A 21,284-nucleotide genomic window follows, 5' to 3' on the forward strand; every position below is an offset into this window, starting at 1 on the left:
TCCCTTGCGCCTTAGAGGTCTTCGCGGATGTTGGCGAAACGGAAGAGGATGGCGAGCATCATCAGGACCGTGAGCAGCAGGGTCACGGCCCCGGCGGCCGCCGCCGGATACTGCAGCAGGGTGATCTCGTTGTAGATGAGCACGCCCACCGAGGCGGACAGCCCGCCGGACATGAGGCGCACGGTGATGAAGTCGCCCATGACCAGGGTGAAGACGAAGATGGTCCCGATGGTGATCCCGGACTTGGACAGGGGGATGATCACCTGGGTCAGGACCTGCAGGGGCGAGGCCCCGGCGTCGATGGCCGCCTCGATCAGCTTGCGGTCGATGCGCATCATGGAGTTGAAGATGGGCACGACCATGAACAGCGTGTACAGGTGGACAAAGGCCAGGATCACCGAAAAATCGGAATAGAGCAGAAATTCCAGTGGATTGTCGATCAGCCCCATGGACAGCAGGGCCTGGTTGACCAGCCCGTTGCGCCCGAGCAGGGGAATCCACGAGATCATCCGGATGATGTTGGACGTCAGAAACGGAATGGTCGCCAGCAGGAAGCAGATGGTCTGGGACTTGGTGGTGCGCAGGTGGAAGGCCATGTAGTAGGCGGCGGTGAAGCCGATGACCAGCGTCAGGGCCCAGGAGGTCAGGGCGTAGAAGAAGGTCGTGCCGTAGGCCCGCCAGGTGACCGGCGAGGTCAGCAGGAAGTCGTAGTTGTCCCAGATGAAGTCCGGGATGATCGAGAAGGCGTTGTAGTCCCAGAAGCTGACCGCCACGATCATCACGGTGGGGATGACCAGGAAGACCAGCATGATGGCGAACAGCGGGAACGCCTGGAGATAGGAAAAGCGGGATTGCGTCATGGTGCGGCCCGTGTTGGGGCGGCTCCCCGGATGGCCGGGGAGCCGCCGCGTTGATTTCGTTCTAGGAGGCGATGAACTCGTTCCACTTGCGGATCATGTACTTGTTCTCGTCCATGACCGAGTTCCAGCAGGCCACGTGGCCCATGCGTTCGTCGTAGGAGCCGCCGTCGCGGACAGCGCCCTTCTTCTCCATGGTCACGCCCTCGGGGCTGACGATGTCGGCGGTGGCCGCCTTGCCTTCCATCCAGTAGTTCCATTCGTTTTCGGACATGTACTGCTTGGAGGTTTCCGGAGCCGCGCTGTAGTAGCCCTGGCGGTTCAGGTATGCGCCGGCCCAGCCGGAGATGTACCAGTTGAAGTACTCGTAGGCGGCCTCGAGCTCCAGGCCGGTCAGGTGGCGGGCGATGCCCAGGCCGCCACCCCAGGCGCGGTAGCCTTCCTCAAGAGGCTGGTACTTGCAGGGAATGCCCTTGGCGCGGACCGCGGCCACGGCCGGGGACCACATGGACTGGATGACGACCTCGCCCGAGGACATCAGGTTGACGGACTCGTCAAAGGACTTCCAGAAGGCGCGGAACTGGCCTTCCTTCTTGGCCTTCTTGAGGACCTCGATGGTCTTGTCGATCTCATCGCGGGTCATGTTGCCCTTGTCGCCGTACTTGATGACGCCCATGGACTCGCAGATCATGGCCGCGTCCATGATGCCGATGGACGGGATGTTCAGGATGGAGGTCTTGCCCTTGAAGGCCGGGTCCATGATGTCGCGCCAGTTGTTGATGGGGCGGCCCACCAGGTCCGGGCGGATGCCCAGGGTGTCGGCGTTGTAGATGGTCGGGATCAGGGTCATCCACCGGGTCTCGCGCTTGGCGAAGACGGTGTCCTCGTTCTTTTCCACGAAGCCCACGGTGTGCGGGGCCGTGCCCTGGGCGATGGCGGCGCCCGGGGTCAGCTGGCCGGTCTTGAAGAGCGGGGAAATCTTGTCGTAGAGCTTGATCTTGGAGGTGTCCATGGGCTGGATCACGCCGCTGGGGTAGACCTTCTTGCAGACCCAGTACTCGATGTCCGCGATATCGTAGGACTTGGGCTGGGTCACCGCGCGCTGGACCACGGCGTCGGAGTCGAGCGCGGTCATTTCGATGGTGAAGCCGAGGTCCGCCTTGACCTTCTCGGCGATGGCGTTGACGCTGGCCGTGCCCGTGCCGAACTGGCGCAGCTTGATGTTCTTGATGTTCTGGGCCCAGACCGTGGGGAAGCCGGTGATGACCGGCGCGGCCGCCACGGCGGCGGTGGCTGCCGCCGCCTTGCCCAGGAAGCTCCTGCGGCTCATCTTGCCGTCTTTCTTTGTTTCCTTAACCATGACTCTCTCTCCTGTGTCAGTTACTGGTTTCGCCTTTCCCGCCTTGAGAGGGAAATACGTTCATGTCGGCACAGTCCCAGCCCAGGGTAACCCGATCCCCGGGTGCGGGCGTGTCGGCAAAATATCGGTCGTCGGGCTCGCAGACCTGGACGGTCCGGCCCGATTCGGTCCGGCAGTGCAGGACCACGTGGGTACCCTGGTATTCGGCCATGGCGATGGTCGCGGGCACGGTCACGTCCGTGGCGTCGCGGCCCTCGCCCGCCAGGCGGACGCGGTCGGTGCGCACGGAAAAACCGTAGGTCCCGGAGCCATGAAGATTGGGCAGGTCGCAGCACCGCTCGGCGCGGGCCCCTTCCACGGTCAGCCGGTGCCCCTCGGACTGGGCCGCAAACTCGCCCTCGAAGATGTTGTGGCCGCCGATGAACCCGGCCACGAAGGGGGAGACCGGGGACTGGAAGACCTGGCGCGGGGTGCCCACCTGCCGGATGCCGCCGTCGGCCATGACCACGACCTTGTCGGCCAGGGCGAAGGCCTCTTCCTGGGAGTGGGTCACGTGGATGAAGGTCATGCCCAGTTCCTCCTGGATGTTCTTGAGCTCCTTGCGCATCTGCACGCGCAGGAAGGGATCCAGGGCGGACAGGGGCTCGTCCAGGAGGATGACCGAGGGCTTGGTGATCAGCGCCCGGGCCAGGGCCACGCGCTGCTGCTGGCCGCCGGACAGCTGGTCCGGCCTGACCTTGGCGAACCCGTCCATGTGGACCAGTTCGAGATATTCCATGGCCTGGGCGCGGCGGCTCTTCCTGGGCTCGCCCTTGAGCTTCAGGCTGAAGGCCACGTTGTCCACGCAGGACAGGTGCGGGAACAGGGCGTAGTTCTGGAACATGAGCGCGGTCTTGCGCTTGGCGGGCGGGTGGTTGGTGATGTTGCGGTTGTCCAGGAGGATGTCGCCGCTGGTCACGTCCTCGTGCCCGGAGATCATGCGCACGGCCGTGGACTTGCCGCACCCGCTGGGACCGAGCAGGCAGCAGTACTCGCCCGCCCGGACGGTCAGTTCGATGTTCTTGAGCGCTTCGACCTCGCCGTAATATTTGCCCACTGCGGACAGTTCCACTTTTCCGATGTCAGCCATGATGGTTCGCCGTTGTTTCAGTGTTGTCGCCGCTTTCCACTTGCCTTGGGTGCCTGGTCCTTGCGTGCGAAAAATCAGTCGATGGCCCGGATGAACGAGGCCAGCTCCGGGGTGGACGGCTCGGCAAAGAGCGCCCTGGGGTCGCCCTGCTCGTGGACCTTGCCCTGGTGCATGAAGATGAGCTTGTCGCCGACCTCGCGGGCGAAACGCATCTCGTGGGTGACCATGATCAATGTCATGCCCGCCTCGGCCAGCCCCCGGACCACCTCCAGGACCTCGCCCACCAGCTCGGGGTCGAGCGCCGAGGTGATCTCGTCGCAGAGCAGGACCTTGGGCCGCATGGCCAGGGACCGGGCGATGGCCACGCGCTGCTGCTGCCCGCCGGACAGCTGGTCCGGGTAGGCGTCGAACTTGTCGCCCAGGCCGACGCGGGTGAGCATCTCGCGGGCCAGTTCGGCGGCCTCGGCCTTGCCGGCCTTCTTGACCTGCCGGGGGGCGAGCATGACGTTTTCCCCGGCCGTCAGGTGGGGGAACAGGTTGAACTGCTGGAAGACCATGCCCACCTTGAGGCGCAGGTCGCGCAGGTCGCGCTCCATGCCGGTGCGGCGGTCTCCGTCGATGATCAGGATGCCGTCGTCGAAGGACTCCAGGCCGTTGATGATGCGCAGCAGGGTGGACTTGCCGGACCCGCTGCGGCCGATGATGGCCACGACCTCGCCCTCGCCGACCTTGAGATCGACGCCCTTGAGCACCTCGTTATCCCCGAAACTCTTATGAATGCCCTCAGCGGCCACAAGCGCCATGGAGCCTCCTTTCCACCCGCCGGGCCAGGGCCGACAGCGGGAAGCAGATGATGAAATATCCGGCGGCCACCAGCCCGTAGACAAGCAGCGGGCGGAAGGTCGCGTTGGAGATCATGGAACCGGTCTTGGTGATTTCCATGAAGCCGATGATCGATGTGACGGCCGTGCCCTTGACCACCTGGACCGAGAATCCCACGGTCGGGGGCACGGCGATGCGCACGGCCTGGGGCAGGATGACGAAGCGCATCTGCTGCCAGCGGGTCAGGGCCAGGCTCTCCCCGGCCTCCCACTGGCCCTTGGCGATGGACTCGACGCAGCCGCGCCAGATCTCGGCCAGGTAGGCGCTGGTGAACAGGGTCAGGCCCAGGGCGGCGGTGATGAACGGCGAGATGTCGAAGCCGAGCAGGCCGATGCCGAAGAAGATCAGGAAGAGCTGCATGAGCAGCGGGGTGTCCTGGAAAAATTCGATGTAGCCCCGGGCCAGCTTCGAAGTGAGCGGGCGGGGGGAGAGGCGCGCGACCAGGATCATCAGGCCGACCAGCCCGCCCGAGACAAAGGCGAGCAGGGACAATCCCACGGTCCAGGCCCCGCCCGTGAGCAGGTGGCGGACGATGTCCCAGAGGGTGAACTCGATCATGCCCGCCTCCCGTCGATGAACCGGTGTCCGAGGGCGTGGAGGGCGCGGCGGACCAGGATCGCCAGCAGCAGGTACATGAACGTGCTGAAGGCGTAGATCTCAAAGGCGCGGAAGGTCCGGGACTGGAGCAGGTTGGCCACGTAGGTCAGCTCCTGGGCGGCCACCTGGGAGCACACGGACGAGCCGAGCATGACGATGATGACCTGGCTGCACAGGGCGGGCCAGACGTTCTTCAGGGCGGGCCGCAGGATCACGAAGCGGAAGGTCTGCAGACGGCTCAGGGCCAGGGACTCGGCGGCCTCGATCTGGCCGCGCGGGATGGACATGACGCCCGCCCGGATGATCTCGGTGGAATAGGCCCCCAGGTTCAGGGCCATGGCCAGGAACGAGGCCTCCCAGCCGTTCAGCCTGACGCCCATGGCGGGCAGGCCGAAGAAGATGAAATAGAGCTGGACCAGGAAGGGCGTGTTGCGCACGCACTCCACGTAAACCGTGTAGACCGGGCAGAGGAAGCGCAGCCGCCAGGCCCGGGACACGGCTCCGAGGACCCCGGCCGCGATGCCCACGGCCGAACCGGCCACGGTCAGCAGGAGGGTGGACAGCGCCCCTTCGACGAACAACGGCCAGTTGTTCAGGATGGGCTCTATGGAAAACTGGTACGACATGCTGGGCCTTGGCGGGGCGGGAGGGTGACCCTCCCGCCCCGTGGATTTCTACAGGTTGGCGGGCAGGGGGTTGTGCAGCCACTTCTCGGCGATGGCGCCGAGGGAGCCGTCCTTCTTGGCGCTCTCGATTATGGCGTTGACCTCGGCCATGAGCTCGGGCTCTTCCTTGTTCAGGCCCACGTAGCAGGGCGAATTCTTGATCATGAACTTGGTCAGCAGCGGCTTGGCCGGCTTCTTGTCGTTGATGGAGGCGGCCACCACATTGCCGGTGGCGACCAGGTCCACCTGGCCGGACTGGTAGGCGGAGATGGTCGAGCTGTTGTCCTCGAACCGCTTGATGGTCGTGGATTCGGGCGCGATCTTGGTCAGCTCCAGATCCTCGATGGAGCCGCGGGTCACGGCCACGGTCTTGTCGGCCAGGTCGGCCGCGCCGCCGACCTTCTCGTCGGCCGTGCCGAACACGCCGTTGAAGAAGGGCGCGTAGGCCTCGGAGAAGTCGATCACCGCCGCGCGCTTGGGGTTCTTGCCCAGCGAGGAGATGACCAGGTCCACCTTGCCGGTGGTCAGGTAGGGGATGCGGTTGGTGCTGGTCACCGGGACCAGCTCGGTCTTGACGCCGAGCTTGGAGGCGATCAGCCGGGCCATGTCGATGTCGTAGCCGATGGGCTGCATGTCCGGGCCCACGGAGCCGAACGGCGGGAAATCCTGGGGAACGGCGACCTTGAGGACGCCGGCAGCCTTGATGCGGGTCAGGGCGCCGTCGGCGGCCAGGGCCGGGGCGGCCAGCAGGACCATGGCCAGGGCCAGGGCCAGCGCCAGCGTGCGGCAGATGCGGATTGCGGTTTTCATCTCTCTCTTCTCTCCGGTTGAATGCGTTCAGTGGTAAACCGTTTTGACCATCAGGTCAGACCGGTAAATCCGTGGTGGTACAGATTGCGGATATTGTCAATGTTAAAAATTAATCTCCGTGAAATTCTTTCAAAATTTACAAAATAGTTAAAACAAGACGTAAACAGTACAAAAATGTGCCTCAAAAAAATAAGTGGACAAAAAGCGGCGGGCTGTGGTTTAGATTGAATCGAGAGCTGGTAAGACCAGTTGGCCGGACGGTCCGGCCCGTACGAGAATGTAGTTTCGGTTCAGGAAAGGTCGATAAGGGTATGAGCGCATCATATGTAAAGGGGGCCGGTCGCATGTCGCGGTCGGACGAGGCGGTCGAGAGCATTCAGACTATGATCGCCGAAAACGGTTGGCCCGGCGGTTTCCAGTTGCCCTCCCAGCGGACCCTGGCCGAGGAGCTGGGTTTCAGCAGGCCCACGGTGCGCGAGGCGCTGGTGGCCTTGGAGACCATGGGCCGGGTGGAGATCAAGCCCGGCAAGGGGGCGTTCCTGTTGGACGGCGCAATGGCGGGCGCGGGCGTCGGCACGCCCCGCGCGATGGCCAATCCTTCGGTCCTGTCCGGCCGCGAATCCCAGATGTACCAGTTCCGCTACGCCATCGAACCGGCCATCGCCGGGCTGGTGGCGGTCAACGCCACGGCGGCCCAGAAGCACGACATGGGAGTGGTCGTGGCGGCCATGCGCACGGCCCTGGAGTCCCGGGACCTGACCGAGTTCTCCCGGCTCGACTTCGCCTTCCATTCCCATATGATCGAGGCGGCCAACAACCGGTTTTTCACCGAGGCCATCACTCCGTTTCTGGGCATATTCTTCGAGAGCCAGACGCTCCCGCTGGTTCTGGACGACAGCGTGCACGACACGGTGCGCGAGCACGAGGAGATCATGGGCCACATAATGGCCGGACGTTCGGCGGAAGCGCACAAGGCCATGGAGAAGCACGTGCGCGGCGTGGCCGAGCGGGCCGGAGTCGAGCTGGTCGAGTAGTCCCTCTTCATGACGAAATTTCCCCTTTCTCCTGGCGGAGTCCTGTCCGAAACCCTGGCCGGCGCACCCGGCCAAAGGAGTTGCCATGAGCAATCCAACCAAGATCGGCATCGTCATATGCGACCGCTATCGGCGTTGCGCCGGGGGCAAATGCCTGCGGGCGCTGAATAATCGTGAAGGCGCGTTCTCCCGTTACGAGGGAAAGGACGTGCAACTGGTCGGCTACACCACCTGCGCGGGCTGTCCGGGCGGTAACGTGGAGTATCTGGGCGACGAGATGGTCAAGAATGGGGTCCAGGTCATCCACCTGGCCACCGGCCTGCTGGTCGGCTATCCCCCGTGCCCGCACATCGAGACTTTCAAGAAATTCTTGGAAGGCCGCTACGGGATCGAGGTGGTTGTCGGCACCCATCCCATCCCGCAGAACTACTTCGACACCCATACCCGCCTGGGGTCCTGGGATGGCGAGCAGTGGCTGACCGTCCTGGCCCCGGCCATGGCGGACAAGGCCATGCGCAAGGCGTACGACTAGCCCGGGTCACCGGAGGAACGCTTTCGGGGGGCACCGGTTTCGGCCGGTGTCCCGCCTGTTTTTACGGGCTTTTATCCGCAGGAAGGGGGGTGGGGCGCATTGCCTCCCGCAAGGAAATCCTCTACTTGAAGAGGAACGGGAGCCAGGTTCCCGCCCACATCCAAGGAGGTGAAAAGTCCCATGAAAGACATACAGAAGTTCATTGCCGGTTTCCGGAATTTCCGAAAAGAGTATTTCAGCCGTGAGGACGCCCCGTTCGAGATTTTGCTCAAGGGGCAGAACCCGACAACCATGGTCATCGCGTGCAGCGATTCGCGGACCGATCCGTCGTTCATCATGCAGTGCGAGCCGGGCGACATCTTCGTGGTCCGCAACGTGGCCAACATCGTCCCGCCGTACGAGAGCGACGAGGGTTTCCACGGCGTGTCCTCGGCCATCGAGTACGCGGTCCAAGTCCTCAAGGTGGAGCATCTCATCGTGCTCGGCCACTCCCTGTGTGGCGGCATCGACGCTCTGATGCACGACGACAAGGTGCGGCACACCGAGTTTTTGTACAAGTGGCTGTCGGTCATGCGTCCGGTGCGCGAGGAGGTCGTGGACCACTTCGGCGAGGTCAACAAGAAGGCCTGCACCGCCTGCGAGATGGCGGGCATCCTGCGCTCGGTGCGCAATCTGACGACCTTTCCCTGGATCAAGGAGCGGGTGGACGCGGGCAAGCTCAGCCTGCACGGCTGGTATTTCGAGATGGAGTCGGGCCAACTGCTCAGCTACATGCGCGAGACCGAGACCTTCGAACCCTTGAGCATGTGCTGCCCGGTCCTCAAAAGAGAACAGGAGGACGAGCCGGAGTAGGGAGCAACTCCGCTCGCGAAGCGGTAAAAGCTCGCGCCGAAGGCGCAATAGCGGGATGCAAGGGCGCGAGTCCTTGCCCGCCGGAGGCGAAGTCATCCAACATCCGCCGCGCAGCGGCTTTCCTATCCTGACTTTCCCGAAAAAGCACAGGCCGCTCCCTCTTGCGCGCCGTATCGATCCGGCGTATACACGGGCTTGGTCGGCAGTTCACCCAGGCGTCGCCGCCCCGTTTCCGGGGAGCTAAACCTGCCATCATATCCTTTCCATTCGACACCTTGCAGCGTGCCGGGTCGGAAGTCGGCGACCACCGGCAGTCCCTTATCCGCGACAGGCGCGCAAGCGAGGATATGTCATGTCCAAAGTTCCCATGCCCTTTTACGCGGGGGATGTCTCCGCATTGGCGCGCACCCTGCGGCGCAAGCTCCAGGACGCCGAGACCGTGCCCGGCCATGTCGAGATGCTCAACATGCTCGTCAAGGCCGAAGGCTTTCGCAACTTCCAGCACTTCAAGGCCGAGTTCGACGCCCGTCAGGCCGTGGAACCGCCCGAGACGCGGACCGCCGAGGTCAACCTCAAACGCGTCAAGAAGGTGGTCCGCCTGTTCGACGAGCAGGGCTACCTGACGCGCTGGCCCAAGAAGTACTCCGAGCGGCTGCTCTGCCTGTGGGTCATGTGGTCCCGCATCGCGCCGCGCCGGGACTACAACGAATGCGAGATCAGCGAACTGCTCGAACAGCAACACCTGTTCGAGGACCACGCCTTGCTCAGGCGCGAGCTGGCCGACCACCACATGGTCGAGCGGACCAGCGACGGCCGCCGCTACCGGCGCATGGAAACCCCGCCGCCCGCCGAGGCCGTGGAGGTCTTCCGCCAACTGCGCTGACCGCTTTCGCGTCACGATTAACAATGGACCCCGGCTGTTAGGCCGGGGTCTTTTTTTGAGGAAAAATCAGGAAGGGTAAGCCGCTGCGCGGCAATGAATAGATGATTTCGCCTCCGGCGGGCAGCCCCAGCCCTTAGCGAGTCTTCGAGCTTTAGAGATGGCGACAGCAGCGATAGGACTCGCGCCCTTGCATCCCGCTATTGCGCCTTCGGCGCGGGTGTGCGTTTTGCGTAACGGGAGGGAAAATAATGGCGCCGGGTTGTAGTGATAAGGATAATCATGGTAGGTTTTTCCTTCGGGCCGTCCGGCCCGGGTTTCATACCAAGGAGATATCGAATGCTCACCGCCCCATATGATCAAATTCATAAGGAATTGCTGGCCTTCCTGCCCAAGGACCGGGTCTATACCGACCCCCTGCGCACCCTGGCCTACGGCACGGACGCCAGTTTCTACCGGCTCATCCCCAAGATCGTGGTCGACACGGACAGCGAGGACGAGGTGATCCGCATTCTGGCCGTGGTCAACGCCCATCAGGTGCCCGTGACCTTCCGCGCGGCCGGGACCAGCCTGTCCGGCCAGGCCATCAGCGACTCGGTGCTCATCCGGTTGGGCGACGGCTGGCGGCACTATCGTATTTTCGACGGCGCGGCCAAGATCGAATTGGAGCCGGGCATCATCGGCAGCCAAGCCAACAAATACCTGGCCCCGCACGGCAAGAAGATCGGCCCGGATCCCGCCTCCATCGACACCTGCAAGATCGGCGGCATCGTGGCCAACAACGCCTCGGGCATGTGCTGCGGCGTGGCCGAGAACTCCTACAAGACCCTGCACTCCATGCGGCTGGTTCTGGTGGACGGCACCACGCTCGACACCGGCGATCCCTTAAGCCGCGACGCCTTTGCCCGGAGTCATAAGCATATCCTGGACGGCCTGTCCGGGATGCGCGCCAAGGTCCTGGAAAACCAGGCCCTGGCCGAGCGCATCCGCCACAAGTTCAAGATCAAGAACACCACCGGCTACAGCCTGAACGCCATCGTGGACTTCGAGGACCCGTTCGAGATCCTGCAGCACCTCCTGGTGGGCAGCGAAGGGACCCTCGCGTTCATCTCCAAGGTCGTCTACAACACCGTGGTCGAACACCCGCATAAGGCCTCGGCCCTGATGCGTTTCCCGGACGTGCGCTCGGCCTGCCGGGCCGCCACCGCCCTGCGCGGCGGGGCCGTGTCCGCCGCCGAGATCATGGACCGCGCGTCCATCGCCTCGGTCCAGGACAAGCCGGGCATGCCCGAAGGGCTCGACAAGCTCGGCCCGGACGCCTGCGCCCTGTTGGTCGAGGTCCGCGCCGGGACCGCCGACGAACTCCGGAAGAAAATCGCCGACGTCAAGGAGATCATCAAGGACATCGAGCCGCTCGAACCGCACAAGTTCACGGACATCCCGGCCGAGTTCGGCAAGCTGTGGAACGTGCGCAAGGGCCTCTTCCCGGCCGTGGGCGCGGTGCGCGAGGCGGGCACCACGGTCATCATCGAGGACGTGGCCTTCCCCATCGAGTCCCTGGCCGACGGCGCTCTGGACCTCCAGGAGCTCTTCCGCGAGCACGGCTACGACAAGGCGATCATCTTCGGCCACGCGCTGGAGGGCAACCTGCACTTCGTCTTCACCCAGGACTTCAACGTGCAGGCCGAGATCGACCGCTACGAGGCGTTCATGAACGACGTCACCGACATGGTCGCCAACAAGTACCAGGGTTCGCTCAAGGCCGAGCACGGCACCGGCCGGAACATGGCCCATTTCGTGGAACTCGAATGGGGCCGCGACGCCTTCGCCCTCATGCGCGAGATCAAAACGCTCTTCGACCCCAGGGGGCTGCTCAACCCCGGCGTGATCATCAACGACGACCCGCGCGCCCACCTCAAGGACCTCAAGCCGTTGCCCGTGGCCGACGACATGGTCGACCGCTGCATCGAGTGCGGCTTCTGCGAGCCGGTCTGTCCGTCGCGCACCCTGACCCTGACCCCGCGCCAACGCATCGTGGCCTACCGCGAAATCTCCCGCCAGGAACAGGCGGGCGACGCGGCCGAGACCAAGCGGGCCTTCCACGACAGCTACGACTACGACGGCGAAGCCACCTGCGCGGCCGACGGCCTGTGCTCCGCCCGCTGTCCCGTGGCCATCGACACCGGCAAGTTCATCAAGCAGTACCGCGCCTGGGGACACGGCCGCTGGGCCAACGCCGCGGCCACCTTCACGGCCAACACCACGGGCATGACCATCCACGCCGTGTCCGGCGCGCTGCGCGTGGCCGGGGCGGCCCAGGACGTGCTCGGCGACCGCATCATGGACGCCGTGGCAAGCGGTCTGCACAAGGGCACGGGCAAGCACGTCCCCCGCTGGAACACCTCCATGCCCCGCGCCGCCACGCCCGCGCGTCTCAAGACCCCGGCCACCGGCAACCGCGTGGTCTACTTCCCCAGCTGCGTGGCCCGGCACATGGGTCCGGAAAAGCGCGACCCGGACAAGACCGCCATCCGCGACCGCACCCTGAGCCTGCTGGCCAAGGCGGGCTACGAGGTCGTCTACCCGGCCGACATGACCAAGCTGTGCTGCGGCCAGCCCTGGGAATCCAAGGGGTTCATCAAGCAGGGCGACGCCAAGCTCCGGGAGCTTGAATGCGCCCTGCGCGCGGCTTCAAACGGCGGCGAACTGCCCATCCTCTGCGACACCAGCCCATGCCTGTACCGCATGAAGGAGCACATCAAGGGCCTCAAGCTCTATGAGCCCGTGGAGTTCGCGGTCCAGTTCCTGGCCGACAAGCTGGAGTTCACCCCTGTCAACCGCAAGGTCGCCCTGCACATAACCTGCTCGTCGCGCAAGATGGGCCTGGCCGAGTCCATGGAGGCCCTGGTCCGCCGGTGCGCCCGCGAAGTGGTCGTGCCCGAGGAGGTCTTCTGCTGCGGCTTCGCCGGAGACCGGGGCTTCAACTACCCCGAGTTGAACCAGGCCGCGCTCAAGGACCTGCGCAAGCAGCTCGACGGCTGCACCATCGGCTACTCCACCTCGCGAACCTGCGAGATCGGCCTGTCCCTGCACGGCAAGGTGCCGTACAAGAATATCGTCTTCCTGCTCGACGAGGCCAGCTGGCCGAAGCGGGCGGAGTAGCGGAGCGGCGGGGGAGGGGATGCCTCCGGCGGGCCCTCGCCGGGCGGGCGTCTCCGAGCCTCAGCCGTTGGCGAGTCTTCGAGCCCTACGGATGAGGACAGCAGCGATCGGGCAGGGCGCTGCCCTGCACCCGCCAGGGAGCAAGGCCCCCTGGACCCCCATCGCCTCGCTGCGCTCGGAAGCGTGCGGCGGCGGAAGGCTTGGCCTTGGTCGCCTTCCGCCGTGCCGGTGGGCGATTTCGGGCGGAAAAAACGGATCGGACGGCGTGCTTTTTCGCGTGAAGAAGCACGCCGTTTTTTCCGCCCGAAATCGCGGGGGTTTGTTTTGGAAGTGATGGGGAGCCTATGAAGGCTTCTCCGTTTCATTCCCCCGCGAAGCGGTAACAAAAAGTTTAGGAAGGAAAGGGGGATGGGGGTCCGGGGGAAGGGGGAAAGGAAAGCCCTTTTCAAAGGGTTTCCTTTCCCCCTTCCCCCGGCCGCCGGAGGCGACAAAAAAAAGGACCCGGCGCACCAGCGCCGGGTCCTTTTTGATTGTCGTTGTCTACTTGGGTTGGATGGCTTCGAGGTCGACGGCTATGTTGACCGTATTGCCGACCATGAAGCCGCCGCCGTCCAGGGGGGCGTTCCAGTCCACGCCGTAGTCGCGGCGGTCGATGGAGAACAGGGCGGTGGCCCCTTTGCGGGTATTGCCCCAGGGGTCGACGCGCGGGTCGTCGAGGCCGGTGACGGTCAGTTCCACATCGTGGGAGGTGCCCTTGATGGTCAGGACGCCCGCCACGGTGAACCCCTTGTCGGCCGGGAAGACCCGGGTGCTCTTGAAGGTCATGGTCGGGTGGATTTCGGCCGCGAAGAAGTCGCCGCTCTTGAGATGGGCGTCACGCGCCTCGACCCCGGTATCGATGCTGTTCACGTCGATGGTGATGTCCAAGGCGGTGGGCTTGTCCTGCTCGAAGTCGATGGTGCCGGTCACGGCCGGGAACATGCCGCGCACTTGGGCGATCATCATATGCCGGATGGAGAAGTGGGCGGCGGAGTGGTCCGTGTCCACCTTCCAGGTCTGGGCGTTGGCCGTGGCGGCCAGGGTCAGGATCAGCAGCAGGGCTGCGGACGCGAACAGTGCGCGCTGGAGTTTGGTCTGTGTCATGGTCAGTATCCTCGGGTTGTCATACTCGTTGGTCCGTTCTTATGAAGATAATCTGTTTTCCGGGAACCGCAAGCGCGAACGGGACAATCAGGAGAACGGCGGCGGCTTGGGCTGCGACTTTTTGCTTTTGACGCACAGCCGGTAGGTCAGCAGTGCGCCGAAGATCGCGCCAATGAGCAGGGTGCCGAGCAGGAGCAGGATGCGCGAGGTGGCGAAGGTGAACCACAGGAACGAGACCTGGGTCTGTTCGGTGTTCTGGAGCAGGAAGACGATCCACAGGACGACCAGCGCGCCGATGGCGCCGAGGCGGATTTTCTGCCAGGTGGTCATGCCGGGCTTGGGCTGAGCCATGGGGGACGGGCTTTTTTCCATAAGGGCCTCCTTGTCGGGTGGACTAGATCCATTTTCGTTTCTTGAAATACAGGAGCATGCCCACGGCCACGCAGGTCATGCCCCCGAGAAGGATGAAGTAGCCGTAGCGCAGCTTCAACTCGGGCATGAAGTCGAAGTTCATGCCGTAGACCCCGGCCAGGAAGGACAGGGGGATGAAGATGGTGGCGAAGACGGTCAAAAACTTCATCACGTCGTTGAGCCGGTTGGCCACGGCCATGTTGTAGCTGTTCAGGTGGTCGTTGAGCATTTCGCGGTATATCTCCACGGCCTCGGTCACCTGCTCGGCCAGGTCCTCGAGATCGCGCAGGTACGGGTTGATCTCGTCGGTGACCAGTTCGTTCTCGGTCTTGGCCAGCTTGAGGGCTATCTCCCGGGCCGGGCGCACGGCCCGGCGCACGAAGGCCATCTCGCGGCGGTATACGTTGATCTCTTCGAGCAGTTCCGGGGTGGGCGCGTCCAGGAGGTCCTCGTCAAAGGCCTCGATGCGGTCGCCCAGAATCTCGACGACCTTGAGGTAGTTTTCGAAAACGCAGTCGAGCAGGGCGTAGAGCAGGTAGTCCGGGCCGCGCTGGCGCAACCTGCCGGATTTGCGGCGGATACGTTCGCGCACGGGCTCGAAAACGTCGCCGGGCTGTTCCTGGAAGGTGACCAGACAGCGCCCGGTGAGCACGCAGGAGAGCTGCTCGGAAAGGATGCGGTCGTGGTCCTCGTTGATGGAGAGCATCTTCAGGGTGATGAAGACCATTTCCGGGGACTCTTCCATCTTGGGCCGATGGCCGGTGTTGACGATGTCCTCGAGGATGAGCGGCGAGATGGAAAACGCCTTGCCCACGCGCTCCATGACCTCGGGCACGTGGAGGCCGTCCACGTTGAGCCAGGAGGAGGTCTTGCTGGTCAGGCATGGGGCGAGCGCGTCCGCGTCGGAGACGGTCTCGTCGCGCAGGGTGTCCTGGTCGTAGTCGATGATCCGCAGGCGGGGCGCGTCGGTCTTTTGCTGGCCGACGAAGATGAGCGAACCCGGCGGCTTGCCTGCGGTCTTGTCGTATTTTTTCAGGAATCGGGCCATGTGCTTCTCCGGTTTGTCCCTGTGGCGGCAAGGTCCGCCGCTTACACCGCCGTTGCCGGAAACTCCATATATGATATATCGTATCGACAACGGATGAAACCGTTTTTGCACGGAAAAGTCATCAAGGGAGTTTTTGCATGGATTCTACGTATACGGCCGGTTGGCTCATCAGGATTCTTCTGGCTCTGGTGGTCGGCGTGGGCGCGTTCACGCTGATCCGCCTGCTCAAGGGCGGCAAGGCTCGGCGATGGCACGATCTGCGCGAGCTGTTGTCGCGGTCCATGAAGCGGCGGGTGGTCCTGTTTCTGTCCGTTTTCGCCTCGGTCGTGGCCCTGTCCATCCTGGCCGCGCCGTCCCAGCTGCCGCCTGGCTGGTCCGGCCCGGCGGTGACAACCATGAACACGGCCTGGGTCCTCTTGGCGGCCTGGGCCGCGACCCTGGTCATGTCGGCCCTGACCGGCCTGGTCCGCTGGCGCTACGACATGGACAAGGAGGATAACCTGGGCGCACGCGAGGTCCAGACCAAGGTGCGCATCCTGAACCGGATCATCGTGATCATGATCTGGTTCGCGGCGGCGGCCGCCATCCTCATGCAGTTCGAGCGCTTCCGTTTGCTGGGCGGGACCATGCTGGCCTCCGCCGGCGTACTCAGCATCGTGCTCGGCATTTCGGCCCAGAAGACCTTCGGGTCGATCATCGCTGGCATCCAGATCGCCCTGGCCCACCCCATCAATCTGGACGACGTGGTCATCGTCGAGGGCGAGTGGGGGCGCATCGAGGAGATCACCTTCACCTACGTGGTGGTCCGGCTGTGGGACATGCGCCGCCTGGTGGTGCCGATCACCTATTTCACCGAGACCGTGTTCCAGAACTGGACCAAGAAGTCGGCCGAGATCATCGGTTCGGTCTTCTTGCAGGTGGACTACGCCACCCCGCTGGAACCGCTGCGCGCCGAGCTGACCCGGCTGTGCGAGGGGGCCGGTGCGTTGTGGAACGGCAAGACCTGCGTGCTCCAGGTGACCGACGCCGGAGCGGAGTCCATGACCCTGCGGGCCATCGTCAGCGCGCCGGACGCGTCCAGGGCGTGGGACCTGCGCTGCCTGGTACGCGAGGGGCTGATCACCTACCTCAACGAGCATTGTCCCGAGTGTCTGCCCAAGCGCCGCGTGTTGCTGCAGGAGGGCGGCCGGGGGCGTGAAGGGGAGTCGTGATCATGGATTCCACGTTGTGCGCCGGGATGAAAACATGTTAAGGTAGGATATCGTCTTTCTTGGAGAACGGCTCGGAGAAGGGCGACCGAACGCTCATTCGAACGCTGGAGTGGATTGTTATGACGGGATTTGGCGGATTGCTCGGACTGGTCGTTCTGGTGCTGGACGTCTATGCGCTGGTCAAGATTTTCCAGAGCTCGGCGGGCACCGGCGGCAAGGTCCTGTGGGTAGTGCTGGTGCTGCTCTTCCCGGTGCTCGGGTTCCTGTTCTGGTTCCTGATGGGCCCCAAGGGCTAGGCCCCGCGCATTGAATCTCTTTCGGGTCAGCGCGCCACCCTGGCGTCCATGACCATTTCCGAATATTCGTCCACCGAGGCCTGCGCCTGGCGTGGCGCGTCGAACCGGGCGATGTGCATGACCGCGTCGCCCTTGTAGACCGAGGCCAGGGACTGGTCGCCGATGATCACCCCGTCCCGGGGCGCGACCAGGTCCGTGGACCGGCCGCCGAACGGGTCGTGGATGGTCCCCAGGACCTCGCCCTGCCCGACGTGCTGGCCGAGTTTGGCCACGGCCCGGAACAGCCCGCTGGCCGGGGCCCGGCACCAGGCCCGGTCCGTGGCGATCTGCAGCGGGACCTGCCTGCGTCTGCGTTTGCCCGCCGGGAGCATGTTCAGCGATTCCAACACCGAGGTTATGCCGCGCAGGCCTGCGCGGATGGAGAACTCGTCGAAGCGCAGGGGCTCGCCCGCCTCGAAGAGCAGGACGCGTACGCCGCTCTCCTTGGCCGCCGCGCGCAGGGAGCCCTCCATGCCGGACAGGTCCAGGGCCAGGGGCGCGCCGAAGGCCTCGGCCATGGACAGGACCGCCGGGTCCTCCATGTCGCCCCGGATATGCGGCAGGTTCCGGCGGTGGTTGGAGCCGGTGTGCAGGTCGATGCCGTAGCCGCATTTCCTGACCACATTCTCGAAGAAGACCGAGGCCAGCTCCGAGGCCAGGGACCCGCCCTCCTTGCCGGGGAAGAACCGGTTCAGGTCGCGGCGGTCCGGCAGATAGCGCGTGTTGGCCATGAACCCGTAGATGTTCACGATGGGGATGGCGTAGAGCGTTCCGGCCAGCTGGTTCAGTCTCTTCAGGCGCAGCAGCCGCCGGATGATCTCCACGCCGTTGAGCTCGTCGCCGTGGATGGCCGCGCACACGAACAGGGCAGGGCCTTCGCGCCTGCCGTGGAAGACGTGGACCGGCATGGCCGAGCCCTGGCGCAGGAAGGTGTCGGGCACGGGCAGGAGCACCGTGGCGTGGCTGCCCGGGGCCACTTTCTGGCCCCCGATGGTGACGGACGCTCTGGTCATGTGACGGTCCTTTCGCGTGGCTGCGCCGGGGCTAGCCCTTGCCGCGCGTCTTGGTCTTGCCGGGCTTGGCGTTCTTCTCGATGAACTCGATGATCTTGTCCGAGATGTCGATGCCCGTGGCCTTTTCGATGCCCTCCAGGCCGGGGGAGGAGTTGACCTCCATGACCACCGGGCCGTGGTTGGAGCGCAACAGGTCCACGCCGCAGACGTTCAGCCCCATGATCCGGGCGGCCCGGACCGCGGTGGAGCGCTCCTCCGGGGTGATCTTGACCGGCTCGGCGCTCCCTCCGCGATGGATGTTGGAGCGGAACTCGCCCTTGCCCGCCGTGCGCCGCATGGCCGCGACCACCTTGCCGCCGACCACCAGGCAGCGGATGTCCGAGCCACGGGCTTCCTTGATGTATTCCTGGACCAGGATGTTGGCGTTGAGCCCCTGGAAGGCCTGGATGACGCTCTCGGCAGCGTGCCGGGTCTCGGCCAGGACCACGCCGATGCCCTGGGTGCCCTCCAGCAGCTTGACCACCAGGGGCGCGCCGCCGACCACGTCGATGAGGTCGCCGGTGAACTTGGTGGAGCTGGCGAAGCCGGTCACCGGCAGCCCGATGCCCTTGCGCGAGAGCAGCTGCAGGCTGCGCAGCTTGTCGCGGGAGCGGGTGATGGCGATGGACTCGTTTATGCTGTACACGCCCATCATCTCGAACTGGCGGACCACGGCGCAGCCGAAGAAGGTGATGGACGCGCCGATGCGCGGGATGACCGCGTCCACGGATTCCACCGGCTCGCCCTTGTAGTGGATGGACGGGCTGTGGGAGGTGATGTTCATGTAGCAGCGCAGGGGGTTGATGACCTCCACCTCGTGGCCGCGCGCCTTGGCGGCCTCGACCAGGGCCGTGGTGGAATACAGGCTGGCCTTGCGCGAGAGGATGATGATTTTCATATGGGCAGTTATCCTTTGTTCCGATTTGCGTACGCCCGTTTGCCGGGGGCGTTTCCGGCCTGCATGGACAGGGACGGGTCCACGACCAGCCGCCCGGACATGGCGTTGCGTCCGAGGAGCATGCGGAACTTCATCTCGTCCCGGTTGGTCAGGGTCAGTTCGATGGGCCAGGCCCGCCCGGCCAGAAGCAGGGTGGTGGCTATGACATGGCGGTTCTGGCTTTGTCCACCCGAATTGGTGACTTTTCTGCGGTCCAGCAGCGGGGCCGTGCACGGGATGACCAGATTGTCGTCGCCCTGCAGGGGGTGGACGTTGAAGGACACGTAGCGGACACCGTCGCGCTCGAAGGGGACGACGTCGAATGCGTGCAGGGCCGAGGTCCGGGCCCCGGTGTCCACCTTGACCTTGACGGCGGGCACGTTCAGGTCCGGCAGGCCGACCCATTCCCGCCAGCCGATGATCATCTTCGGTTCTTTGGGTTTCTTCATGGCGTTGGTTGTTGATTGTCGGCCCGGTTGACGGCGCGGGCCGGTTGCGGCGCGGGGGCGGAGCCCCCGTATGCGCCAGAATGCGTCACATATAGAAGAAAGGCAACAGGAACGAGAAGGCCCCCCACATGATCAGGACCAGGGGCACGCCCACCTTGAGGAAGTCGGAAAAGGCGTATTCGCCCGCGTTCATGACCAGCAGGTTGGTCTTGTAGGCCATGGGCGTGGCGTAGCTCATGTTCGCCCCGAAGAGCACGGCCAGGACGAAGGGCTCGGCGGGCAGCCCCATCTGCCGGGCGATGGACACGGCGATGGGCGTGCCGATGACCGCCGTGGCGTTGTTGGAGATGATGTTGGTCAGCCCGGCCATGAGCAGCATCAGGCCGCTTAGGACCATGGCGGGCGGCGCGCCGCCGGACAGGGCCACGAAGACCGAGCCGAGGTACTGGGCCCCGCCGGTCTTGATCATGGCCATGCCCAGCGCGAGGCTGGTGACCACGATGAGCACGACCTGGACGCTGAGCGCCCGGGTGGCGTCGCGCCAAGTCAGGCAACCGGTCAGGATCATGAGCAGGGCCCCGGCCGTGGCGCTGATGGCGATGGGCAGCACGCCTGTGGCCGCGGCCACGATCACGCCCAGCATGATGGCCAGGGCCAGGGAGGCCTTGCTGGAGTAGGGCAGGTCCATGGTCGAGTCGAGGACCAGGAAATCCGTGTTCCGCTTCAGGTCGGCGATGCTCGGGCGCGGGCCCTGGACGAGCAGGATGTCGCCCACGCGCAGCCGAAGGTCGCTGACGTGGTCCTCGATGCGCTCGTACCGCCTGCCGGAGCGGTGGATGGCCAGGGCGACGAGCCCGGTGCGCTCGGAAAAATGGTAGTCGCTCAGGGTCGTTCCGTGCAGCCTGGACCCTTGGAACACGGCGATCTCGGAGATCTGCTGATCCGGTTCGCGCAGGGGATTGTCTTCGCTGATGGGTTCGTCTTCGGACCCGACCGGGTACAGGGTGCCGCTCAGTATCCGCTCGAATTCCTTGAGTTTCTCCGGCGTGTCGCTGACAACCAGGTGGTCGCCGGGCGCCAGGGTCACGTCGGGCAGGAGCATGAGCTTGTTACCCTCGCCCCGCTCCAGGGCGTCGATCTTCATCTTGTTGCCGGTCATGTCCAGGGCCTTGAGCAGGGGCTGGCCGTCCAGGGGGCCGTCCGCGGTCACGGCCAGGTGGGCGGTGAATATCCGGGGCGAGGCGTCGGTCAGGCATATCTTGCGGTCGGGCAGCAGGCGCGGGGCGATGAGCCAGAGGTAGGCCGTGCCCAGCAATCCGGCGATCACGGCCGGCACGGCGAAGTCGAACATGCTGAACGGGGCCAGCCCCATCTCCATGGCTACGGCCACCACCAGGAGGTTGGTGGAGGTGCCGATGGTCGTGGTCGTGCCGCCGAGCAGGGTGGAGAAGCCCATGGGCATGAGCACCCGGGCCGCCGGGGTGTCGGTCTTGAGCGACACGCTGATGAGCACCGGCAGGAGCAGGACCACCACGGGCACGTTGTTGATGAAGGCGCTGATGAACCCGCCGAGCAGCAGGGTCAGGAGCAGGGAGAACCCCGGGCTGACCCGCCAGAACCGGGCCAGGGAACGGCCCACGGGGTCGAGCGCGCCGGTGCGCAGGATGCCCTGGCCCGCGATCATCAGCGCGCAGACCGCGACCAGGGCCTCGTTGCCGAATCCGAGAAAGAAGTCCACGGCCCGCAGGCGCGCGCCGTCCGCCGTAAAGGGCGCGACCTCGAAGCCCACGGCCAGGCAGACGAGGATGACCAGGCTGGAGGTCTCCAGGGGCAGCTTGTCCCGGCTGAACAGGACCAGGGCCAGGCCCGTGAGCAGAAGCACGGCAACGGCGTGGGGATTGGGCGGGAGGGGAATGGTCATGGCTGTTCCTGCGCATC

The 21,284-nt window shown here is 64.8% G+C and carries 21 protein-coding genes; 7 read left to right on the top strand and 14 right to left on the bottom strand.

The annotated features are described in order from the left end of the window. Window positions 1-11: 11 nt before the first annotated feature. From ACR42D_RS03280 to ACR42D_RS03310, 7 genes are all read right to left on the bottom strand, one after another. Entirely contained in the window at window positions 12-860 is an 849-nt protein-coding gene (locus ACR42D_RS03280; protein WP_484565436.1) for an ABC transporter permease, read from the bottom strand. Window positions 861-921: 61 nt separating this feature from the next. Continuing rightward, entirely contained in the window at window positions 922-2,217 is a 1,296-nt protein-coding gene (locus ACR42D_RS03285; protein WP_484565437.1) for an ABC transporter substrate-binding protein, read from the bottom strand. Window positions 2,218-2,233: 16 nt separating this feature from the next. Next, window positions 2,234-3,346: an ABC transporter ATP-binding protein gene (locus ACR42D_RS03290; protein WP_484565438.1), complete on the bottom strand. Its 1,113-nt coding sequence runs from the start codon at window positions 3,344-3,346 to the stop codon at window positions 2,234-2,236. A 74-nt stretch (window positions 3,347-3,420) separates the two neighbouring features. After that, a complete protein-coding gene (locus tag ACR42D_RS03295; RefSeq protein WP_484565439.1) occupies window positions 3,421-4,149 on the bottom strand; it encodes an amino acid ABC transporter ATP-binding protein in 729 nt (242 codons plus the stop codon). Beyond that, window positions 4,130-4,786, bottom strand: coding sequence for an amino acid ABC transporter permease (locus ACR42D_RS03300; protein WP_484565440.1), 657 nt, complete (start codon window positions 4,784-4,786; stop codon window positions 4,130-4,132). Before ACR42D_RS03300 ends, ACR42D_RS03295 begins: the two co-directional genes overlap by 20 nt. Next, window positions 4,783-5,451, bottom strand: coding sequence for an amino acid ABC transporter permease (locus ACR42D_RS03305; RefSeq protein ID WP_484565441.1), 669 nt, complete (start codon window positions 5,449-5,451; stop codon window positions 4,783-4,785). Before ACR42D_RS03305 ends, ACR42D_RS03300 begins: the two co-directional genes overlap by 4 nt. A 48-nt stretch (window positions 5,452-5,499) precedes the next feature. Next, window positions 5,500-6,300 (bottom strand): transporter substrate-binding domain-containing protein, encoded by an 801-nt coding sequence (locus ACR42D_RS03310; protein WP_484565442.1) that lies wholly within the window; start codon window positions 6,298-6,300, stop codon window positions 5,500-5,502. A gap of 344 nt (window positions 6,301-6,644) precedes the next feature. Here ACR42D_RS03310 and ACR42D_RS03315 point away from each other — a divergent pair, with 344 nt between their 5' ends. The 5 genes from ACR42D_RS03315 to ACR42D_RS03335 all read left to right on the top strand — a co-directional run bounded on the left by ACR42D_RS03315 (window position 6,645) and on the right by ACR42D_RS03335 (window position 12,760). After that, entirely contained in the window at window positions 6,645-7,334 is a 690-nt protein-coding gene (locus tag ACR42D_RS03315) for a FadR/GntR family transcriptional regulator (RefSeq protein ID WP_484565443.1), read from the top strand. Window positions 7,335-7,419: 85 nt separating this feature from the next. Further along, window positions 7,420-7,866: a CGGC domain-containing protein gene (locus tag ACR42D_RS03320; protein WP_484565444.1), complete on the top strand. Its 447-nt coding sequence runs from the start codon at window positions 7,420-7,422 to the stop codon at window positions 7,864-7,866. Between the two features lie 180 nt (window positions 7,867-8,046). Beyond that, window positions 8,047-8,718 (top strand): carbonic anhydrase, encoded by a 672-nt coding sequence (locus ACR42D_RS03325; protein ID WP_484565445.1) that lies wholly within the window; start codon window positions 8,047-8,049, stop codon window positions 8,716-8,718. A gap of 352 nt (window positions 8,719-9,070) precedes the next feature. Then, entirely contained in the window at window positions 9,071-9,601 is a 531-nt protein-coding gene (locus ACR42D_RS03330; RefSeq protein WP_484565446.1) for a DUF2087 domain-containing protein, read from the top strand. 336 nt (window positions 9,602-9,937) lie between these two features. Beyond that, on the top strand, window positions 9,938-12,760 hold the full coding sequence (locus ACR42D_RS03335) for an FAD-binding and (Fe-S)-binding domain-containing protein (RefSeq protein ID WP_484565447.1): 2,823 nt from the start codon (window positions 9,938-9,940) through the stop codon (window positions 12,758-12,760). 540 nt (window positions 12,761-13,300) lie between these two features. On the opposite strand, the gene ACR42D_RS03340 is transcribed toward ACR42D_RS03335, so the two are convergent. The 3 genes from ACR42D_RS03340 to corA form a co-directional block, all read right to left on the bottom strand. Next, window positions 13,301-13,903: a YceI family protein gene (locus ACR42D_RS03340; protein WP_484565448.1), complete on the bottom strand. Its 603-nt coding sequence runs from the start codon at window positions 13,901-13,903 to the stop codon at window positions 13,301-13,303. Between the two features lie 87 nt (window positions 13,904-13,990). Continuing rightward, window positions 13,991-14,275, bottom strand: a complete 285-nt coding sequence (locus ACR42D_RS03345) for a hypothetical protein (protein ID WP_484565449.1) — start codon at window positions 14,273-14,275, stop codon at window positions 13,991-13,993. 22 nt (window positions 14,276-14,297) lie between these two features. After that, window positions 14,298-15,362 (bottom strand): magnesium/cobalt transporter CorA, encoded by a 1,065-nt coding sequence (corA, locus tag ACR42D_RS03350; protein WP_484565450.1) that lies wholly within the window; start codon window positions 15,360-15,362, stop codon window positions 14,298-14,300. Between the two features lie 137 nt (window positions 15,363-15,499). Here corA and ACR42D_RS03355 point away from each other — a divergent pair, with 137 nt between their 5' ends. Continuing rightward, complete coding sequence (locus ACR42D_RS03355; protein WP_484565451.1) at window positions 15,500-16,573, top strand: mechanosensitive ion channel family protein; 1,074 nt, start codon at window positions 15,500-15,502, stop codon at window positions 16,571-16,573. Window positions 16,574-16,692: 119 nt separating this feature from the next. Then, complete coding sequence (locus ACR42D_RS03360; RefSeq protein WP_484565452.1) at window positions 16,693-16,869, top strand: PLDc N-terminal domain-containing protein; 177 nt, start codon at window positions 16,693-16,695, stop codon at window positions 16,867-16,869. Window positions 16,870-16,895: 26 nt separating this feature from the next. Here the strand turns inward: ACR42D_RS03360 and ACR42D_RS03365 are convergent, their stop codons facing one another. From ACR42D_RS03365 to ACR42D_RS03380, 4 genes are all read right to left on the bottom strand, one after another. Next, window positions 16,896-17,921 (bottom strand): succinylglutamate desuccinylase/aspartoacylase family protein, encoded by a 1,026-nt coding sequence (locus ACR42D_RS03365; RefSeq protein ID WP_484565453.1) that lies wholly within the window; start codon window positions 17,919-17,921, stop codon window positions 16,896-16,898. 31 nt (window positions 17,922-17,952) lie between these two features. Next, window positions 17,953-18,858, bottom strand: coding sequence for a 30S ribosomal protein S6--L-glutamate ligase (gene rimK, locus ACR42D_RS03370; RefSeq protein WP_484565454.1), 906 nt, complete (start codon window positions 18,856-18,858; stop codon window positions 17,953-17,955). An 8-nt stretch (window positions 18,859-18,866) separates the two neighbouring features. After that, window positions 18,867-19,346, bottom strand: coding sequence for an ATP-dependent zinc protease family protein (locus tag ACR42D_RS03375; RefSeq protein WP_484565455.1), 480 nt, complete (start codon window positions 19,344-19,346; stop codon window positions 18,867-18,869). An 85-nt stretch (window positions 19,347-19,431) separates the two neighbouring features. Continuing rightward, window positions 19,432-21,267, bottom strand: a complete 1,836-nt coding sequence (locus ACR42D_RS03380) for an SLC13 family permease (protein ID WP_484565456.1) — start codon at window positions 21,265-21,267, stop codon at window positions 19,432-19,434. Window positions 21,268-21,284: the final 17 nt, after the last annotated feature.

The sequence above is a fragment of the Pseudodesulfovibrio sp. lm2024 genome (assembly GCF_051175575.1).
GTDB classification, from domain to species: Bacteria; Desulfobacterota; Desulfovibrionia; order Desulfovibrionales; family Desulfovibrionaceae; genus Pseudodesulfovibrio; species Pseudodesulfovibrio caledoniensis.

What these genes read in the sequence shown, in the direction of transcription:
- ACR42D_RS03345 (WP_484565449.1), bottom strand. Translation starts at nt 14,275, where the DNA reads ATGGAAAAAAGCCCGTCCCCCATGGCTCAGCCCAAGCCCGGCATGACC.
- ACR42D_RS03330 (WP_484565446.1), top strand. Translation starts at nt 9,071, where the DNA reads ATGTCCAAAGTTCCCATGCCCTTTTACGCGGGGGATGTCTCCGCATTG.
- ACR42D_RS03365 (WP_484565453.1), bottom strand. Translation starts at nt 17,921, where the DNA reads ATGACCAGAGCGTCCGTCACCATCGGGGGCCAGAAAGTGGCCCCGGGC.
- ACR42D_RS03360 (WP_484565452.1), top strand. Translation starts at nt 16,693, where the DNA reads ATGACGGGATTTGGCGGATTGCTCGGACTGGTCGTTCTGGTGCTGGAC.
- ACR42D_RS03310 (WP_484565442.1), bottom strand. Translation starts at nt 6,300, where the DNA reads ATGAAAACCGCAATCCGCATCTGCCGCACGCTGGCGCTGGCCCTGGCC.
- ACR42D_RS03340 (WP_484565448.1), bottom strand. Translation starts at nt 13,903, where the DNA reads ATGACACAGACCAAACTCCAGCGCGCACTGTTCGCGTCCGCAGCCCTG.
- ACR42D_RS03315 (WP_484565443.1), top strand. Translation starts at nt 6,645, where the DNA reads ATGTCGCGGTCGGACGAGGCGGTCGAGAGCATTCAGACTATGATCGCC.
- ACR42D_RS03290 (WP_484565438.1), bottom strand. Translation starts at nt 3,346, where the DNA reads ATGGCTGACATCGGAAAAGTGGAACTGTCCGCAGTGGGCAAATATTAC.
- ACR42D_RS03380 (WP_484565456.1), bottom strand. Translation starts at nt 21,267, where the DNA reads ATGACCATTCCCCTCCCGCCCAATCCCCACGCCGTTGCCGTGCTTCTG.
- ACR42D_RS03375 (WP_484565455.1), bottom strand. Translation starts at nt 19,346, where the DNA reads ATGAAGAAACCCAAAGAACCGAAGATGATCATCGGCTGGCGGGAATGG.
- ACR42D_RS03355 (WP_484565451.1), top strand. Translation starts at nt 15,500, where the DNA reads ATGGATTCTACGTATACGGCCGGTTGGCTCATCAGGATTCTTCTGGCT.
- corA (WP_484565450.1), bottom strand. Translation starts at nt 15,362, where the DNA reads ATGGCCCGATTCCTGAAAAAATACGACAAGACCGCAGGCAAGCCGCCG.
- ACR42D_RS03325 (WP_484565445.1), top strand. Translation starts at nt 8,047, where the DNA reads ATGAAAGACATACAGAAGTTCATTGCCGGTTTCCGGAATTTCCGAAAA.
- ACR42D_RS03335 (WP_484565447.1), top strand. Translation starts at nt 9,938, where the DNA reads ATGCTCACCGCCCCATATGATCAAATTCATAAGGAATTGCTGGCCTTC.
- ACR42D_RS03305 (WP_484565441.1), bottom strand. Translation starts at nt 5,451, where the DNA reads ATGTCGTACCAGTTTTCCATAGAGCCCATCCTGAACAACTGGCCGTTG.
- rimK (WP_484565454.1), bottom strand. Translation starts at nt 18,858, where the DNA reads ATGAAAATCATCATCCTCTCGCGCAAGGCCAGCCTGTATTCCACCACG.
- ACR42D_RS03300 (WP_484565440.1), bottom strand. Translation starts at nt 4,786, where the DNA reads ATGATCGAGTTCACCCTCTGGGACATCGTCCGCCACCTGCTCACGGGC.
- ACR42D_RS03285 (WP_484565437.1), bottom strand. Translation starts at nt 2,217, where the DNA reads ATGGTTAAGGAAACAAAGAAAGACGGCAAGATGAGCCGCAGGAGCTTC.
- ACR42D_RS03295 (WP_484565439.1), bottom strand. Translation starts at nt 4,149, where the DNA reads ATGGCGCTTGTGGCCGCTGAGGGCATTCATAAGAGTTTCGGGGATAAC.
- ACR42D_RS03320 (WP_484565444.1), top strand. Translation starts at nt 7,420, where the DNA reads ATGAGCAATCCAACCAAGATCGGCATCGTCATATGCGACCGCTATCGG.
- ACR42D_RS03280 (WP_484565436.1), bottom strand. Translation starts at nt 860, where the DNA reads ATGACGCAATCCCGCTTTTCCTATCTCCAGGCGTTCCCGCTGTTCGCC.